This window comes from Hydrogenophaga sp. (assembly GCF_030651625.1).
GTDB lineage: Bacteria > Pseudomonadota > Gammaproteobacteria > Burkholderiales > Burkholderiaceae_C > Hydrogenophaga.
The window spans coordinates 90,570-107,143 of the sequence record NZ_JAUSCF010000035.1 but is presented as its reverse complement, the minus strand read 5'-3'; the positions used below and the strand labels follow the sequence as shown (position 1 = coordinate 107,143).

Below are 16,574 nucleotides of genomic sequence, written 5' to 3'. Positions count from 1 at the left end.
CGAAAAACGTGCCACCCCCCGTTGTTTACCAATACAACGGGGCTTCATCAACATTTCAGCGCAAATTGTTGATCCCGAGCCGCCTTGCGTCTCTCCCGGATTCGGTCCTGTTGCCAGGCCGTCAGCGGCTGGCGGGCCCAGGCATCCAGATGCACGATTTCGTCGTTCAGCGCTTTGCACTGCCTGGCTTTGGCACCGCTCCCTGTTGCCGTGGCCACGCTGGATGGCGCAATCGCTGAACTCGGTGGCCTCGCGGCACGCCGTTGTTCCTCTGCCTCATGGACCTGCTGTTCGAAAGGAATGCCCGCCGATACCGTGGCGTAGCGGTCCACTTGCGCCAGCCGCTGCCGACAAGGGGAGGCAGACCAGAAATAGCGGTTGTCGCTGGTCTTGCATCGCTCGATCGTCGTACGCCCAGCGCTTGACGATCCTGTCCAGCCGCTGTTGGGCATGAGGTTGACGGCCTCCACCTGGGCCAAGGCTGGGCAGTCCCCATCGGTGTAGCTGACCTGACCGTTGAGGGTGCAGCGCTTCATGGCCATGGTCTGAGGGACAGAGGGAGATAGCGGCGCCACAACAGCTTGCGCCGCATCGGGCGTGGGCAGCTGTGGCGAAACGGGAGGCACGGCAGGTGGCGCTGCGACAGGTACCAGAGTGGAGGTCTCCTGAAAACTGCGAAAACCAAACCATGCTGCGGCCACCAGCACCAGCACCAGAAGCATCCAAGGGTAAAAAGGCCGGGGCGCCGGCGGCGAGAACGGCTGCTCACCCGCACGGGATGCAAAGGACTTGCGGTCTTCAGAGGTCGTCATAAGGCTGCTATGAGACCCGGTGCGGTCAGGGTGCTCACACGTCGCGCCCCCGGCTGCTGCGCCAGATGGCGCGGATCAGCCACAGGCCACACACCACCGCCCCGGCAAAGCCCAGAAACCCGAACACCGGCAGACCAAACAGCGTGGGCCCACCTTGCACCGTCATGACGATGGACGAACCGATCACCAGTGAAGCAATGACCAGGGCCATGGCGAGGCGGTTGGCTGCGCGATCGATCTGGTCACCCACGCGCTTGAGGTGCGCCAGTTCGATGCCCACCTGCACGCGGCCGCGTCGTGCGTTGCGCAGCAGCCGCGAAACATCGTGCGGCAGCTGTTCGGCCACCGCCAGCGTGCGCCGCAAGGTGTGCCAGGCACGGGTGGCCATGGCCTTGGGCTCGTAGCGGGCGCGCACCACCTGCTGCAGCATGGGCAGGGCTTCGGTGGTCATGTGGAAGTCCGGGTCCAGGTTGCGACCCATGCCTTCGAGCGTGATGAAGGCCTTGATGAGCAGTGCCATGTCGCTGGGCAGGCCCAGGTGGTGTTCGCGCAGCAGCGCGGTCACGTCGGCCAGCATCTGGCCCAGGTTCAGCTGCGCCAGCGGCGTGCCGTGGTACTGGTCGACAAAGGCTTCGATCTCTGTCTCCAGCAATGCCGGCTGCACGATGTGATCGTCGCCGGCCCAGTCCAGCAACACGTCGGCCACGGCCTGGGCGTTGCGCTCGACCAGGCCCAGCAGCAGGGCAAGCAGTTCATCACGGCGCCGCTGCGAGAGGCGGCCGATCATGCCGAAGTCGATGAAGGCGATGCGGTTGTCAGGCAGGTAGAACACGTTGCCCGGATGCGGATCGGCATGAAAAAGGCCGTCTTCCACGATCATCTTCAGCACAGCCTGACTGCCCCTGCTCGCCAGCAGCTTGCGGTTCAGCCCTTCGGCGTCCAGGCGGCCCAAGTCGTGCCCTGGCACACCGTCGATGAAGTCCTGCACGTTGACACGCTCGGAGGTGTGTGCCCAGTGCACGCGTGGCACCACGATCCAGGGCTGGTCAGCGAAGTTGGCGGCCACGCGTTCGGCGTTCCTGCATTCGCTGGCCAGATCCAGCTCACGCTTGAGCGAGCGCGCGAGTTCACGCACCAGTTGCCGGGGTCGGTAAGGCTTGAGGTAGGGCAGCTCGGTCTCGGCCACCGTGGCCATGCGCTCCAGCAGGCGAAGGTCGGCTGCGATGATGGTGACAATGCCCGGGCGGCGGATCTTCACGATCACCTCGGTGCCGTCGTGCAATTGCGCGCGGTGGACCTGCGCGATGGACGCTGCGGCCAGGGGCACGGGATCGAATCGGGCAAACACGGTCTCGGGTTCGCCGCCCAGGTCTTCAGCCAGCTGGGATCGCAGCGTTTCCAGGGGCACGGCAGGCACATGGCTGTGCAGCTTTTCAAACTCGGCGATCCACTCGGGGCCGAAGAGGTCCGCACGGCCCGCCAGCACCTGCCCCAGTTTCACAAAGGCCGGGCCAAGCTCTTCGAGTGCCAGCCGCACCTGCACCGGCGGCTCCAGCCGGGCCAGGTCGGCCGCGTGGTCCCAGCGCAAGGCATGACCGGCTTTCTCCAGACTGTCTGCCAGGCCAAGCCGGCGCACGCTGTCACCAAACCCGTGGCGAATGAGCACACCCAGGATGGCGTTGAGACGCCCCATGTCGCGAGCGGCGCCCAGGGTTTCGATCAGCATGGCCGGATCATAGTGCCAGCCCGGGTGGTGCTCCTTTGCTCAGGGCACCGGCAAGAGTTGGGCTGTCTGGGTCAGGAAGGCCGGTGGCACTGGTGCGACCTTGCTGGTCTGCAGGTCGACGAAAACGATGCCGATCTTGCCGCGGGCCACCTCGCGGCCGGTGTCGACACAGTCCATGCAGTAAACGAGGTCGAAGCCGTAGCGGTTGAAGTCCTGCGGGACCATGCGCACCCGCATGGTTTCGCCGTGGAAGCCTTCGGACTTGTATTGCGCCACCAGGTCACCCACCACGATGGGACAGCCTGCCACATTCGATTCGCGGTAGCCGAGCGACTTGAAAAAGCGCACACGCGCTTCGGACACCAGGGTCAGCAGCTGCGCGTTGTCCAGGTGCCCACCCTGGTTCACATGACTGATGTAGATCTGGATGTCGGTCGCAAAAACGAAGCGATCGGGCAGGTCGAACTGGAGTCGGGGCATTTGCAAAAGGCCTTGGAGGCCGGGTGATTCACTTGCGGTCGGGCAGCTCGATCTTCACTTCCAGCACGTCCAGATTGTCCTGGCGGTCGAGCTGCACCTTGATGTCGTCTGGATTGATCTTGATGTACTTGCTGATCACGGCGACCAGTTCGCGCTGGAGTGCGGGCAAGTAATCGGGCTCAGAGGCGCTGCGGCCGCTGCGCTCGTGCGCCAGAATGATCTGCAGGCGCTCCTTGGCGACGCTGGCGGTCTTCTTCTTTTCGCCGAGCAGGAAGGAAAAAATCGACATGCGTCATTTCCCCCCGAACAGGCGCTTGAAGAAACCGGCTTTTTCGGCTTCGATGAAGCGCAGCGGTTTTTCGGCGCCCAGAAAACGGTCGATCACGTCGCTGTAGGCTTCGGCCACGTCGGTGCCCTTGAGGTGGATCGCCGGCATGCCCTGGTTGGATGCGGTGAGCACGTTTTCGCTCTCGGGGATCACGCCGATGAGCTTGATGCGCAGGATGTCCTGAATGTCTTCGAGCGAAAGCATCTGGCCGTCGGCCACGCGCGTGGGGTTGTAGCGCGTGATCAGCAGGTGTTCCTTGATCGGTTCCTTGCCTTCAATGGCGCGTTGGGTCTTGCTGCCCAGCATGCCCAGGATGCGGTCGGAGTCGCGCACGCTGGAGACTTCCGGGTTGGTCACGATGAGCGCTTCGTCGGCGTAATGCATGGCCATGAGCGCACCCGTCTCGATGCCGGCGGGCGAATCGCAGACGATGTATTCGAATCCCATCTCCGACAGGTCGGTCAGCACCTTGTGCACGCCCTCCTGGCTCAGTGCGTCCTTGTCACGTGTCTGGCTGGCGGCCAGAACGAACAGGTTCTCACACTGCTTGTCCTTGATGAGCGCCTGGTTCAGATTGGCCTCTCCCTGGATCACATTGATCAGGTCGTACACCACGCGGCGCTCACAACCCATGATGAGGTCGAGGTTGCGCAGGCCGACGTCGAAGTCGATCACGGCGGTCTTGTAGCCGCGAAGGGCAAGGCCGGAAGCGAAGCTGGCGCTGGTGGTGGTCTTGCCCACACCGCCTTTGCCGGAAGTGACGACAACGATTTTGGTCATGGTGAAAGGTCTTTCAGAATCAGGATGGGTGAGCGGTGAAGCAGCATCTGCCTCACACCGACAGAGGATCGATCACAAGCTTGTCGCCGTCCGGGCCCGGCACCAGCCGAACCTGGGCCGCCTTGCCCTGGATGCTCTGAGGCAAGGGTACTTCGCTGGTGCGGTAAATGCCGGCAATGGAGATGAGTTCAGGCGCCATGGCCAGTGCAAAGATGCGTGCGTCGCCGTTGCCACGGGCCCCGGCGATGGCCTTGCCGCGCAGCGGCGCATACACGTGGATATGGCCATCGGCAATCACTTCGGCGCCGGGGTTGACCATGGCCATGACCACCAGGTCGCGCCCGCGCGCATAGACCTGCTGACCGGAGCGCAAGGGCTTGTCGATGACAAGCGCGCCGGGTGCCGGCAATGGCTGGGCCACCGGCTCTGGCACTGGCTGCGGGGCGATGGGTTCGGGCGACTGGGCAGGAACAGCGCGCTGCAAGGTAGCGTCGGGCGCTGGGATGAGACCGGCATCCATGGCCTGCGCCATCTGGACATCGTCGCCGCCGCGCACCGCGATCGGATGGAGACGGTAGCTTCGCAACAGGGCCAGCAGGGCGGTGAAGTCGGTGTCGGCGCCGGGTTCGGCCTGCTGCAGTGGACCCAGGTCGATCACCATGGGGTCATGATCGAAAAAATCGGGGATTTCGCCGAACCGCTGGGCGAATTCGGCGCTGAGCCGGTTCAGATCGGCGGATTTGAGCAGCAGCGCCACCAGGGGAAGGTTGGCGCTTTTGATTTCGAAGCTGGTGGGCGCGTTGGCGGCGAGGGCAACGGACATGAGGCAAGGGGTCTCGGGAAGCCGACAAGGCTGGGGCAGCCGGCGGATGCGGCTGAACAGCCGTGCATCTTAGCAGCCGGGGTAAGCCACAGAAGCGCGATACCGTGACGGGTTGTGACAATGCTCAGGGACTGTCCGACAGGCAACAAGCTGGCGCTCACTTCATCGAAAAGACTTCCAGGCGCTGTCGATGAGCTGGCGTTCTTCTGCTGTGTCGAGCACCACACCCGCACCCAGGCGATCAAGCACCGTGGCCAGGGCATCGGCTTCGCCGCTGGCCGGGGCGAAGGCCGGCATTTCACCCAGCGGGCCGTTGGCTGGCCCACGGTCCAGCACCACGCGCGCCACCCACTGGCTGTCGACCCGGCAGGCCACCCCGTGCGCCAGACGGCCTTGCATTTCCTGCTCGAACTCGCGGCAGGCCTGCCCGTCTGCGGCGCGAAAGCTCGCGACCGGCATCACCTGCACCCCGCCCTGGACCAGTGTTTCGCCGCTCGGCAGGGTTTGCAAGGCACGCTGGAAGACTTGTGCCACATCGGAACCCGCGCTGGATTGCTGTCCCCACCAGTGACCGGTGGTCAGACCGACCGCCATGGCCAGGCAGGCCGCAGCGGCCATGCGTGGCCAGTAAGAAGGGGTGTTGGCAGCAGCGCGCGTTGCGTTCACCACCCCGGGGTCGGCAGCCACACGCGTCAAAGGTGGCGCGGCAGGAGAGGCCGACGCACCACCCATGGGGTGGTGGCGCACGGTATCGATCAAACGCTGAGGCACGGGTTCGTTGAGCAGGTCGTCCAGGCCCGGTGCCAGGTCGGCGCGCGTCTGGCGAAAGCGCTCCACCATGGCGCGTGCGTCGGCGTCGCTGGCCAGCAGGGCTTGCACCTCGCGGACCTGAGTGGCGTCGAGTTCGCCGTCGGCGTAGGCCATGAGGGTTTCAATGTCGGTCTCATTCATGGCTTGCCCTTCTAGCCCGCCACCTGTGGCGGACTCAGATTGTCCTGGAGTTGCAGCCGGGCGCGGGCGAGGCGGCTCATGACGGTGCCCACCGGAATCTGCAAGATCTTGGCCGCTTCCTTGTACGAACACGCCTCGACACAGACTAGCATCAGCACCTCGCGGTGTTCCGGCCTGAGCGCGTCAAGTTGGGCCAATACGTGGGCGAAGGTATCGCGGACTTCAGGGAGGCGGTGTGCGTTTTCGTCGGTCTGGAGCTCCAGTGCCGATTCGTCGTATTGCTCACCACGCACCTTGCGGCTGCGCAGGCGATCAAACCACAGGTTCTGGATGATGCGGAACATCCAGCTGTCCAGCCGGGTACCTGGGGACCACTGGTCGACGCGTTCCAGCGCGCGCTCGCAAGCCGCCTGCACGAGGTCATCGGCGTCCTCGCGGTGCGCGGCAAGTCCGTAGGCAAATCGCCTCAGTCGCGGTAAGAGTTCCACCAGTTCCTCGCGGAAATCGTTCATCATGAAAAAGATGTCTGTGGGTATAACGCGCGAGCCGATGGAATATTCCGGCCGCCAAAGACGTTGTATTTGCCAGCAATGCCGCTGGCACTGGCGGCGGAAAAATTATGTTTGTCAGTTTAGGGCCTGTTCCGATGACCCCTTTGCACTCCTTGAACATCGTGATGCTGTACGCAGCGCTGGCGCTGCTGCCCGCAGGACTGCAAACCATCTGGCCTTCGCTGCCGGATGCTGGCCTGTCTGCAGCTTGGGCAGATGATGACGACGACGACGACGACGACGATGACGACGACGACGACGACGACGACGACGATGACGATGACTCTTCGTCCCAGCCGCCAGTCATCAACATGGTGGTCAACAACGTGCAGGGCACCGAGGTGGTGCGTGGCGAGGTGATCGGCATCGACCTCACGCGGGCCCAGATCGCGGCGGTGGTGCAGCGCGGCTACACCATCATCCAGTCGCAGGCGCTGGGCCAGCTGGGCGTGAACTACACCCGGTTTGGCGTGCCCTCAGGCGTGAGCGAGTTGCAGGCGGTGGCCACGCTCAACAGCCAGGTCGCAGCCGACCGTTTTGACCTCAACCACACCTACCGGCTCACGCAGGCGATATGCACCGGCGAGCGTTGCAACGGTCGCCGGCTCGTGGGCTGGCCGGTGGACCAGACCGAGCGCTGCCGGGTGGTCGTGCGCGTGGGCATGATCGATACCGCTGTGAGCCCGAAAGCATCTGGTGTGGCTCGCGCCCGCCTGGTCACGCGTTCCTTCCATGGTGGCAGCCAGCGCTCAGACACCGGGCATGGCAGCGCGGTGGCTGCCCTGCTCTCAGGCAGTGCACACGCAGTGCCTGGGCTGCTGCCCTACAGCCGGCTGTACGCGGCAGACGTGTTCGCGCTGCTGGAAGACGGCCGGCAGATGACATCGGCCGCCTTCATCGCCAACGGCATCGACTGGCTGGTGAACTTCCGGGTCGAGGTGATCAATGTGAGTCTGGCAGGTCCCGCCAACCGGCTGTTGCAGCGCGCCATCGAACGCGCGGTGGCACGCAATGTCCTGGTGGTGGCCTCGGTGGGCAACGACGGCCCGCGCGCCCGGCCCGCATATCCAGCCGCTTACCCGCAAGTGATTGCCGTGACCGCTGTCGATTCCCGGCGCCGGCTCTACCCCCAGGCTGTGCGCGGCCAACACGTCACGCTGGCCGCACCCGGGGTGTCGGTGTACGCGCCCACCGAAGGCGAAGGCGGCTACCACACCGGTACTTCATTCGCAGCGCCTTTCGTGACCGCGAGCGTGGCGGTCCTGCGGGCCCAGGGCACCACAGACCTGCAGCGCATCAGCACGGCGTTGCAGGCAACAGCCACCGACCTTGGCGCGCGCGGGCGCGACCCCATGTTCGGCTGGGGGCTGCTCAGTGCCCCGCCCAAATGCCGCTGACACGTTGCCCTGCAAGGGCACTGAACCTGCTCGTGCTCGCCTTGTTGTGCTTTCTGTGCCCGCCAGCACGTGCCACGCAGGACCTGGCGTCGTCCATCCACGCGGCAGCTGCTCACCTGCACAGCAGCATTGCGCCGGACGGACGTCTTCGCTACCGACAGCACGCGCTCACGGGTCAGATCATCGAAGGACGCTACAACGTGCTGCGGCATGCTGGCAGCCTGCTGGCACTGGCCGAATACCACCAGACCCACGCACCCAGCCTGGCTCAGATCGAGGCCATCGACAGCGCCTTTGGCTTCTTGCGCAACTGCTGTCTGGCGCCCGCTGGAGTGGGCGATGAAACGGATGATCGTCTTGCCGTGTGGTCCCCTCCCGAACTGGTCGGAGGATCGCGCCGATACGCGGTAGCCAAACTGGGCGGTGCCGGGCTCACACTCGCCGCTCTCGTCCAGTGGCGGCTTGTAAGACCCGAGGCAGTGGCGATGGAAGAGATGCGCGCACTGGCCCGTTTCATCGTGTCGCAGCAGCGGGCCGATGGCGGCTTCCGGTCGCTTCACGCACACAGGTCCGGTCAGCACGATCCGCACTGGGAATCGCTGTACTACCCGGGCGAAGCTGCGCTGGGACTGGTTCTGTTGCACGAACTCGACCGCAGCGGTGGCTGGCTGGTGCCTGCCATGGATGCGTTGCGATACCTCGCACGGCAACGCGAAGGACAGGCCTCGCAGGCACCGGATCACTGGGCCTTGATCGCCACGGCCCGGCTGTTCGCTCAGCCAGCCACAGATCTGCAGCAGGCATTGCCGCCCGGTTTCTCCTGGGAGCACGCGCCTGGGCATGGGCATGTAGCCGTCAAAGCTTTGCTGCAGGTGCACGCGCAGGCGGTGGTCCGGCACATGCTGGGTGAACAGGGTCCGCCCACCGAAGCCTGTGCCATCGGTGCTTTCACAACCGATGGACGCACCACTCCCACCGCCACCCGCCTCGAAGGCCTGGTCGCCATCGCACCCTGGCTGCCACGCGCTACAGAGCGCGATGCGGCAGAACATCAGGCGGTGGTCGACGCCGTGGCTGCCGGCGTGACTTTTCTGCGGGCCGCCCAGCTCGCATCGGGGCTGGCTCGCGGTGGCTTTTCCCGGGTGTCGCCACGCTGCCCGACCACAGATGTGCGCGCGCATGAGGTTCGGGTGGACCAGACACAGCACGCCCTGTCGGCCCTGTTGGGACACCGCGCGCTGCTGAAGACCGGGGCCGGGGCGCCCTGAGGCCGGGGCAAGGCGCAGGCGCCTGGCTTCAGCTGCGTGGGCGCTGCTGCCCTATCGCAGGCATGCCAGGATCAGCGGCGGTGGTTTCCTCGGCGATGCAGGGACGGTAGTCGACACCGAACGCGCGCGCCATGTGCACCATGACCGCCGCTTCGGCGATGCGACGCTGTGCAAACTGAGGACCTTCGGTGAGCCTCTGCGAAAAGCCGAGCGAGAGTTTCCGGTCGCCGTCCTCCACCTTCAGGTCCATGCCTGCACGGCCGGAATGCACCACCACGCTGATCGCCGCAGCATGGGCCACCCGGCCTCCTCTGGAGGACACAAAATCGCCAGCAATCACGTCGAAGGAGCGTCTGGCGCCCAGGTCGAGCACCACCTTGGGAATCCATGCCTTGATGCCAGCTTCCTGACGACCCAGTTCCAGGTCGTCCTGGGTCCAGGCGCCCGACAACACCAGATGCGATGGGTTCCTCGGGTCGGCCCTGGAACCGTCTTCAGTGACGATGCGCACGTTGGCAGCGTTGAGCTTCTGCAGCGCGGTGAGCAACCACCACTTGCCTCCGCTGCTCAGGCGCCGTTCTTCGTAGTTGCGCGGCACGGTCTGGTCGGCGATGGGGTCGACATGCACCAGCAGGGGAGGACGGCCGCTGCGGTCAATGCGCTTGCCGAGACAGCTCAGACCGAGCGAGTAGTCGGTATCGACCGCTGCTACCTGACCCACCGGCAGCAACGCTGTTCCGTCGGACAAGGTGGCGCAACCACTGAGCAATGACACGGCCATGGCGGCGCCAATCAAGGGGATCTTTCTCATGTTGGAACTCCTGAACAGGTGGACATCGGAGTGGGTTATCCGCTCTCTGTGCCTACAACGTTTTCAGGGTCCGCGTATTCCCGGTCGCTGTCTCATTTGTTGCTGAAATGCGGCGAATGCTCAGAAAGATCCACCAGCAGGAACACCGTGTCCGTGCCCTTCTTGCCGCCGTTGTCGCTGGCCAGCAGCACCAGACCGCGCCCCAGATAGGCCATGCCTTCATAGTTTTCGGCCCCGCCTTCGCGGTCGATGTGCAGCAAGGTTTTCGCGACACATGGCGTGCGAACCTTGCAGGTATCCAGATCGGCAAGCCGCAGTGCATTGACCAGGCGCTTGCCGCTGCCAGATCGCTCCAGCACCAGAAGGTGGCCGCTCTCCATCACTTCCATCGCCTTCAGCCGTGCGTCATGAGGATCCAGCGCTTCAATGTTCCAGTGGCGATCCAGCGCGTGAATGCAATGGCCCTGCTGAGGATCTTCGCCACGCAGCGGCCGCTCGGGTGCCACGAGCAGGCCATGAACAGGATGCACCGCCACCGCTTCCAGCATGGTGTTGCGAGCCTGGTAGTTTTTTGCCTCCGCCAGGCCAGGTGGCAGCTCCAGTGATTCCAGCACCTTGCCGTCAAGGTTCACCCGCCAGACCCTGGGTCTGCCTTCGGTGGCCACGAGCAGTTCCACCTGCTGGGTGTTGACACCGGGCACCCGGCGCAATGTCAGTCCTTCGGCATCGAAGTCGGCCGGCTTGCCCAGGGTACCGTCCGCGTGCTGAAGAACCACGGCCGACGCTGCCACCACCGCACGCAACGTGCCGCCTTCAAGTTTCAGGCGAAAGCGGAACAGATGGCCGCTGTCTGACACCGCGTGCAGAGCCTGCTCGTGCGGGTCCCAGGCGAGCCCGGAAATCTCCGACACCAGAATGCCGTTCACCCGGGTGTTTGCCGGCAGCGACACACTGCTGAACGGGGTGTGCGTCTTCTGCGCTGCGGCAGAAGACGCAGGGTCTGCCATCACGGCCGGGGCAGACAGCAGGGCAGCCATCAACAGGAACACGCTCAAAAACACACCTCCAGCCTGGCGGTTGCCCGCCGGCACCCAGGGAAAGGGCACCTTGAATCAGGGATTCTGCAACGAAGCGTCCCGATGCGGCAGGGCATCGACCGTCTGGCCTTCGTCATGCGCCTGTACCGGGGCTGATTTCAAGCCATTCACACTTGGAAAAATGGTCTTGACAGGCCCCAGCTTGCGCAGCGCAGGCAGGAACTTGTTGTGTCGATCCACGTTTTGCAAAGCTGCCATGCCCACACAGTATTTGGAACAGCTTCTGGTGGGATGCTGGTGCAGGCTGCGCAAGATCTTGTCGGCCACCCCGTTCCCGTTGGACGACTTGGTCTCCACCACAAACACATCCGGACCGGTGGTGCAGGTTCTGTCATTGGCCTGAAACCGCAAATGGCAGTCGATGGTCATGCGTTCACCTCCTTCGCGTGCCACCAGGGTGATGCGCTGGTAGCGCATTTCGATCACCGGCGCCAGCCTGTGGGGAAAGGCCTCTCCGTACAGGGCTTCGTAGGAGTGGCAGATGTGGCTCCATGCGCTGTCGTCGAGCATTCCGTATTTATCCAGGCTGTATTTCAGGCGCTTCTTCACCGTGAGCCCGCGCTTGTCCTTGAGTTTGACCTCCACAAAACACAACTGGGCGTCGGTGTATTTCCGCACCCTGACCTTGCATCGACGGCGGCGCCCCTGGTGGTGGTCGAAGTAGCTGTGCAACGCTTCGTCGTCGAAGTAGCAGGTCTCGTAGGTGAAGGCACGTGTGCCGTCCATGTCGAGGATCTCGAAACGCGTGACGAGGTCTTCGATGGCCTGTTTCAGCACTTCAGACCGCACCACATATTTGTTGTCCAGCCGCTCCAGCATCGAGGCCTTGTGGTTGAGCTGGTCCAGCGAGATGGGGGCGAAAGGTGCCACCAGCCAAGGGTGCGCCGTGGGCATTTCCAAAGCGGACGGGTTGGTCGATATGGTCATCTCAGGCAGCCCGGTTGGATCGGTAGAACACATTGATGCGGGCCATGTCGTTGATGTAGTCCAACGCGGTAATCTGATACGACATGACTTCCACACCCAGGCGCGAAGACAGTTCTGCACGCATGGCTTCGGGGTCGGAGAGGGCGTGCGGGTCGATTTTGTCCAGCGTGAGCTTGATGCCGTCGGACGACCGCAGTACCGAAGGGTGATCGATGACCCAGGCGCCGAGCAGGATCAGCACCACCACCAGCGAGACGAAGGGCAGGGTGGTGCCCTGCACCGAACAGATCACTGCAATGGAGATGCTGCCGAAGAAGTAGGTGATTTCGGTCTTGCTGATCTGCTCGGAGCGCAGTGAGAAGAGCGCAAGGATGGCAAAGAGGCCGAAGCCGGCGGCGATGCTGAATTCCACCGTGGAGAGGATGGTGAGCACGGCGAACGCAAAGAGATTGAACATCGCAGCAGCCGTGACCAGCTCCTTGTCGCGGTAGCGCTGGTAGTACATGCCAAAGACGAGCAAGACCATGGCCAGCAGGTCGATGGCGAAACGGGCCAGCAGTTCAAGGTAGGGCAATGCAGACAAGGGGAAGGTCACGGGGGCGCTCCTGATGGGTTGAAAGCGAAACGCAGCGGTTCATGACGTTTCCGTGACAACACAACGCCAGCCACCCGGGTTTATTCCGGGCGGGGATGTAAACACTTGCAACACCACGGCACGGCCCGTGTACCTTTCCCCCAAAGTCTGTGTATAACTTTTTAACAACACCTATGTTATCCACAGACTGTGACTAAAGTGAGAGGTTGTCCCTGTGGGCGGTTTTCAGGACCGGGGGGGTCCACACAGGGTTGTGCGCTCGCCAAGTGCTTGTCAGGCTTGAAGAAAAAGGGCTTTTCCACAAAATGAAGCGCCTTCTACTACCACTACTAATTTGAATTAAAGCTATAGAAGAATAAGAAAGCCCAAGCGCCGAACCTCCTTTGCGCCCTGCCAGAAACCCTTTTGTCTTGAAAAAACGGGGTAGAAAATTCAAAGCGGATGGCTGGCAATCATGAAATCAGGGTCTTCCGCGAAGCGCTTGACTGTGAATCCCAGGCCCTTCATGAGCTTGAGCATGCTGGGGTTGTTGGCCAGCACCATCCCTTCGATTTCGGTCAGGCCCTTTTCCCGTGCCGCCTCCATGATGCTGAGCATCAGGCGCGAGCCCAGGCCCTTGCCATTGAAATCGTCGGCCACGACCAGCGAGAACTCGGCGCTGGCCTTGTCGGGGTTGGTGATGTAGCGCGACACGCCAACGATGCGCTCGGTTTCAATGGTTTCACCGCTGGTCCCCGTCTTGGTTTCACGGTGGATGGCCACCAGGGCCATTTCGCGGTCGTAGTCGATCAGGGTCAGGCGCGACAACATGGCCGGCGGAAGTTCGCGCAAGGCGGATACGAAGCGGAAATACCGGCTTTCCGGTGACAGGCTCTGCACCAGGTCCTGCAGCATCTGGGCGTCGTCGGGGTGGATGGGGCGGATGGTGTACTCCCCGCCCCCGCGCATGGGCCACACATGTTCGTAACGGGCTGGGTAGGGCAGGATCGCCAGGTGGCTGTGGTTGCGTGCGGCCGCTGGGGTGTTGGCGACCACGATGCGGGCATCCACCGCCACCGCACCAGCAGCGTCGACGATGATGGGGTTGATGTCCATCTCGCGCAGTTGCGGCAGTTCGCACACCATTTCGGACACCCGCAGCAGCACGTGTTCCAGTGCGTTGCGGTCGACGGCACTGGCGCCCCGCCATTCGCCCAGGGTTTGATTCACGCGCGAGCGCTGGATCAGCCGGCGCGCCAGGAACTGGTTGAGTGGCGGCAGCTCCATGGCGCGGTCGTTGATCAGTTCGATCATGGTGCCGCCTGCGCCAAAAGCGATCACCGGGCCAAAGGGATCGTCGGTGACCAGGCCGATGTAGAGTTCGCGACCGCGGTGGTTGCGCGCCATTTTCTGGATCGTGACGCCGTTGATGCGTGCGCCGGGTTGCAGCTTGGCCACGGTCTGCATCATGGTGAGGAACACATCGCGCACGCCCACGGCGTTCATGACGTTGAGCGCCACACCGCTCACGTCCGACTTGTGGGTCACGTCTGGTGAATCGATCTTGAGTGCCACCGGGTAGCCCAGCTGGGTGGCAATCATCATGGCCTCCACCGGATTGCGCGCCAGAATGGTCTGGGTGACGGGAATGTGGAAGGCCGACAACAAGGCCTTGGACTCCATTTCGGTGAGCACCTGGCGGCGCTCGGCCAGTACGTTTTCGATCAGCAACCTCGCGCCTTCGATGTCGGGCTGGGCCAGAGTGGACAGGGGTGGAGGCGTCTGCTGCAGCAGTTGCTGGTTTTCGTAGAAGCTGGCGATGTTGCCGAACGCGCCCACGGCGGCTTCGGGCGTGCGAAAAGAGGGGATGCCAGCCCCTGCCAGCACCTCGCGCGCTTCACCCACCGACGCGTCACCCATCCAGCAGCACAGCAACGGCTTGCCCAGATGGTCTTTCAGGTCGGCCATGGCGTGGGCCACCTCGGCGGCGTTCACGCCCGATTTGGGTGAATGCACCACCAGAACGCCGTCGACCGAGCGCTCTTTGCCGGCGGTTTCAATGGCGGCACGGTAGTGCGTGGCCGTGGCTTCTTCAGACAGGTCGATCAGGTCGGTCAGTGAGGCCAGAGGTGCCAGTTGGGCCTGAAGCGCCTGCGCGGTCTCTCTGGACAACACGCCAAGTTCGAGCTCGATTTCGCTGACCCAGTCGGCCGCCAGCACACCTGGCCCGCCGCCATTGGTGACGATGGCCAGGCGCTTGCCCACAGGCCGGTAGCGTGAGGCCAAGCACTTTGCAGCCGAAAACAGTTCCACGAACGAACGCACGCGCACCGCACCGGCCCGGCGCAGGGCGGCATCGAACACGTCGTCGCTGCCCACGATGGCCCCGCTGTGGGTCTGTGCGGCCTTGTTGCCGGCGGCTTTTCGACCGGCTTTGAGCACCACCACCGGCTTGGCGTTGGCTGCTGCACGCAAGGCGCTCATGAAGCGCCGTGCGCTGGAGATGCCCTCCAGATACACCACGATGCTGTGGGTGTGCGGGTCGGCTGCCAGGAAGTCGAGCACCTGCGCAATGTCCACACAGGTGTTGGGTCCGAGCGAGACCACGGTGGAAAAACCGACGCTGTTCTGGCTCGACCAGTCCAGGATCGACGCGGTGAGTGCCCCCGACTGCGACACCAGGGCCAGCGATCCCGCGGCCGCCAGGGGACCGGCCACGCTGGCGTTGAGCAGGCGCTGTGGGCGCTGGAAGCCCAGGCTGTTGGGCCCCAGCAGGTACATGCCGTGGCGCTGCGCCGTGCGGTGCATGGCGGTGGCCACATCGGCCGGTGTGCCGCTGCCGATCACCAGTGCCGCACGGCACTTGATGCGCCCGGCCACCTCCAGCGCTTCCAGGGCTTCGGCAGGCGGCAGGCAGATGATCGCGAGATCGGCCCGTGTCTGGGCCAGGTCGGCCAGGGTGCCGGTGGTGTGCACGTCCAGAAACACCAGGGTGCCGGCGAAACGCTGGGCCCGCAACGCATCCATGAGCTGTCTGGCCTGCGGGCCGGGCAACTCCGCATCGGTTGCGGAGCCGGTGAACACCGCAATGGTGTCGGGTTGAAAAAGAGGGGTGAGGTAGTGTTTGTCCATGGGGTTCGCTGGTTCGGCGCGCTGCGGGGGAAACGTTGGGCGAGAGTCCGTTGAAAGACAGAAGGCAGGATCGGTCAAACGCTTGTGCACCACATGATGCCCCCAGCTTGTGTCGGACGGCAACCGGCCTGGTTGCATCCGCAGGCCTGAGCCCATCAGAGGACGAAAAAAAGCCCCGGTGGACCGGGGCTTGAGCACCAAATACCTTTTCAGCTCTGAGGTGTGGCCGGGGTCTGCACGCCCATGCCACGGTGACCTTTGCCGTCATGGTGATGCTTGTGTCCACCTTTCTGGTGACCGCCTTTCATGCCGGCCCGGTGGAAGGATCCCATGCGCTGGCTGTCAAAGACCTTTTGCTGTTCGATGTTGAGGTTGGCGTAGAAGCTTTTGATGGCATCAAAACGCTGGCTCGTTGCGGCTTCGCGTTCGGCCATGCGGGCCTGCATCTTGTCGAGCCGTTCTGGCGTGGTCAGCTCTGACCAGTTGGTCCGCTCGCGCTGACCGCGTTGGACACGAGCAGCTTTGCTCGCCTCCATGCGCGCCACGAAGGCGTTCCACGCAGGTTCCTGTGCGGCGCTGAGGTTCAGATCTGCCTTGAGTTTGGCCTGTCGTTCGGCCATCCGGGCCTGCATGCGTTCGATCCGCTCGCTGCGGTCCATGCGGTGCGCACGGCGCTCGCGGTTGGGCTTGGCACTGTCGGTGGCAATGGCGTCCACGTTCTGTGTGACCTGAGCGGCTTGTGCCAGCTGGACCACCTCGGGTGCGATGTGGCTGCGATGGGCGAGGTGCTGAGCGTGCAGGTCGCTGTTCATGGCGCCTGGGTTGCTTGCGATGGCGGTGGCCGATACGCCAACGATTGCGGTTGCGATGGCGGCGATGACAAAGGTGCGTTGGGGAAACAGTTTCATGTTCACTCC

At 63.7% G+C, this 16,574-nt stretch carries 16 protein-coding genes; 2 read left to right on the top strand and 14 right to left on the bottom strand.

The features are described 5' to 3' along the window. Nucleotides 1-47: 47 nt before the first annotated feature. The 8 genes from Q7V46_RS17305 to Q7V46_RS17270 all read right to left on the bottom strand — a co-directional run bounded on the left by Q7V46_RS17305 (nucleotide 48) and on the right by Q7V46_RS17270 (nucleotide 6,415). Nucleotides 48-812: a hypothetical protein gene (locus Q7V46_RS17305; protein ID WP_304914811.1), complete on the bottom strand. Its 765-nt coding sequence runs from the start codon at nucleotides 810-812 to the stop codon at nucleotides 48-50. A 34-nt stretch (nucleotides 813-846) separates the two neighbouring features. Beyond that, nucleotides 847-2,538 (bottom strand): AarF/ABC1/UbiB kinase family protein, encoded by a 1,692-nt coding sequence (locus tag Q7V46_RS17300; protein ID WP_304914810.1) that lies wholly within the window; start codon nucleotides 2,536-2,538, stop codon nucleotides 847-849. A gap of 39 nt (nucleotides 2,539-2,577) precedes the next feature. Then, on the bottom strand, nucleotides 2,578-3,018 hold the full coding sequence (locus Q7V46_RS17295) for a thioesterase family protein (protein ID WP_304914809.1): 441 nt from the start codon (nucleotides 3,016-3,018) through the stop codon (nucleotides 2,578-2,580). A gap of 28 nt (nucleotides 3,019-3,046) precedes the next feature. Further along, nucleotides 3,047-3,307 carry a cell division topological specificity factor MinE gene (minE, locus tag Q7V46_RS17290; protein ID WP_069048370.1) on the bottom strand — a complete coding sequence of 87 codons (261 nt, stop codon included), beginning with the start codon at nucleotides 3,305-3,307 and terminating at the stop codon, nucleotides 3,047-3,049. Between the two features lie 3 nt (nucleotides 3,308-3,310). Continuing rightward, nucleotides 3,311-4,126, bottom strand: coding sequence for a septum site-determining protein MinD (minD, locus tag Q7V46_RS17285; protein ID WP_304914808.1), 816 nt, complete (start codon nucleotides 4,124-4,126; stop codon nucleotides 3,311-3,313). A 52-nt stretch (nucleotides 4,127-4,178) separates the two neighbouring features. Beyond that, entirely contained in the window at nucleotides 4,179-4,949 is a 771-nt protein-coding gene (gene minC, locus Q7V46_RS17280) for a septum site-determining protein MinC (protein WP_304914807.1), read from the bottom strand. Between the two features lie 162 nt (nucleotides 4,950-5,111). Continuing rightward, the gene (locus Q7V46_RS17275) at nucleotides 5,112-5,900 is read right to left on the bottom strand and encodes an anti-sigma factor (protein WP_304914806.1); all 789 of its coding nucleotides are present in this window, start codon (nucleotides 5,898-5,900) and stop codon (nucleotides 5,112-5,114) included. A gap of 11 nt (nucleotides 5,901-5,911) precedes the next feature. Continuing rightward, entirely contained in the window at nucleotides 5,912-6,415 is a 504-nt protein-coding gene (locus tag Q7V46_RS17270) for an RNA polymerase sigma factor (RefSeq protein WP_304914805.1), read from the bottom strand. A gap of 131 nt (nucleotides 6,416-6,546) precedes the next feature. Between Q7V46_RS17270 and Q7V46_RS17265 the strand changes: the two genes are divergently transcribed. Then, on the top strand, nucleotides 6,547-7,848 hold the full coding sequence (locus Q7V46_RS17265; protein WP_304914804.1) for a S8 family serine peptidase: 1,302 nt from the start codon (nucleotides 6,547-6,549) through the stop codon (nucleotides 7,846-7,848). Beyond that, complete coding sequence (locus Q7V46_RS17260; protein WP_304914803.1) at nucleotides 7,839-9,116, top strand: hypothetical protein; 1,278 nt, start codon at nucleotides 7,839-7,841, stop codon at nucleotides 9,114-9,116. Before Q7V46_RS17265 ends, Q7V46_RS17260 begins: the two co-directional genes overlap by 10 nt. A 28-nt stretch (nucleotides 9,117-9,144) precedes the next feature. On the opposite strand, the gene Q7V46_RS17255 is transcribed toward Q7V46_RS17260, so the two are convergent. The 6 genes from Q7V46_RS17255 to Q7V46_RS17230 all read right to left on the bottom strand — a co-directional run bounded on the left by Q7V46_RS17255 (nucleotide 9,145) and on the right by Q7V46_RS17230 (nucleotide 16,565). Then, nucleotides 9,145-9,927 (bottom strand): hypothetical protein, encoded by a 783-nt coding sequence (locus tag Q7V46_RS17255; protein WP_304914802.1) that lies wholly within the window; start codon nucleotides 9,925-9,927, stop codon nucleotides 9,145-9,147. Between the two features lie 92 nt (nucleotides 9,928-10,019). After that, nucleotides 10,020-11,033, bottom strand: coding sequence for an esterase-like activity of phytase family protein (locus tag Q7V46_RS17250; RefSeq protein WP_304914801.1), 1,014 nt, complete (start codon nucleotides 11,031-11,033; stop codon nucleotides 10,020-10,022). Nucleotides 11,034-11,039: 6 nt separating this feature from the next. After that, nucleotides 11,040-11,951 (bottom strand): polyphosphate polymerase domain-containing protein, encoded by a 912-nt coding sequence (locus tag Q7V46_RS17245; protein WP_304914800.1) that lies wholly within the window; start codon nucleotides 11,949-11,951, stop codon nucleotides 11,040-11,042. Between the two features lies 1 nt (nucleotide 11,952). Further along, on the bottom strand, nucleotides 11,953-12,546 hold the full coding sequence (locus Q7V46_RS17240; protein ID WP_304914799.1) for a DUF4956 domain-containing protein: 594 nt from the start codon (nucleotides 12,544-12,546) through the stop codon (nucleotides 11,953-11,955). Nucleotides 12,547-12,978: 432 nt separating this feature from the next. Beyond that, the gene (locus Q7V46_RS17235; protein ID WP_304914798.1) at nucleotides 12,979-15,657 is read right to left on the bottom strand and encodes a bifunctional acetate--CoA ligase family protein/GNAT family N-acetyltransferase; all 2,679 of its coding nucleotides are present in this window, start codon (nucleotides 15,655-15,657) and stop codon (nucleotides 12,979-12,981) included. Nucleotides 15,658-15,866: 209 nt separating this feature from the next. Further along, a complete protein-coding gene (locus Q7V46_RS17230) occupies nucleotides 15,867-16,565 on the bottom strand; it encodes a Spy/CpxP family protein refolding chaperone (protein ID WP_304914797.1) in 699 nt (232 codons plus the stop codon). Nucleotides 16,566-16,574: the final 9 nt, after the last annotated feature.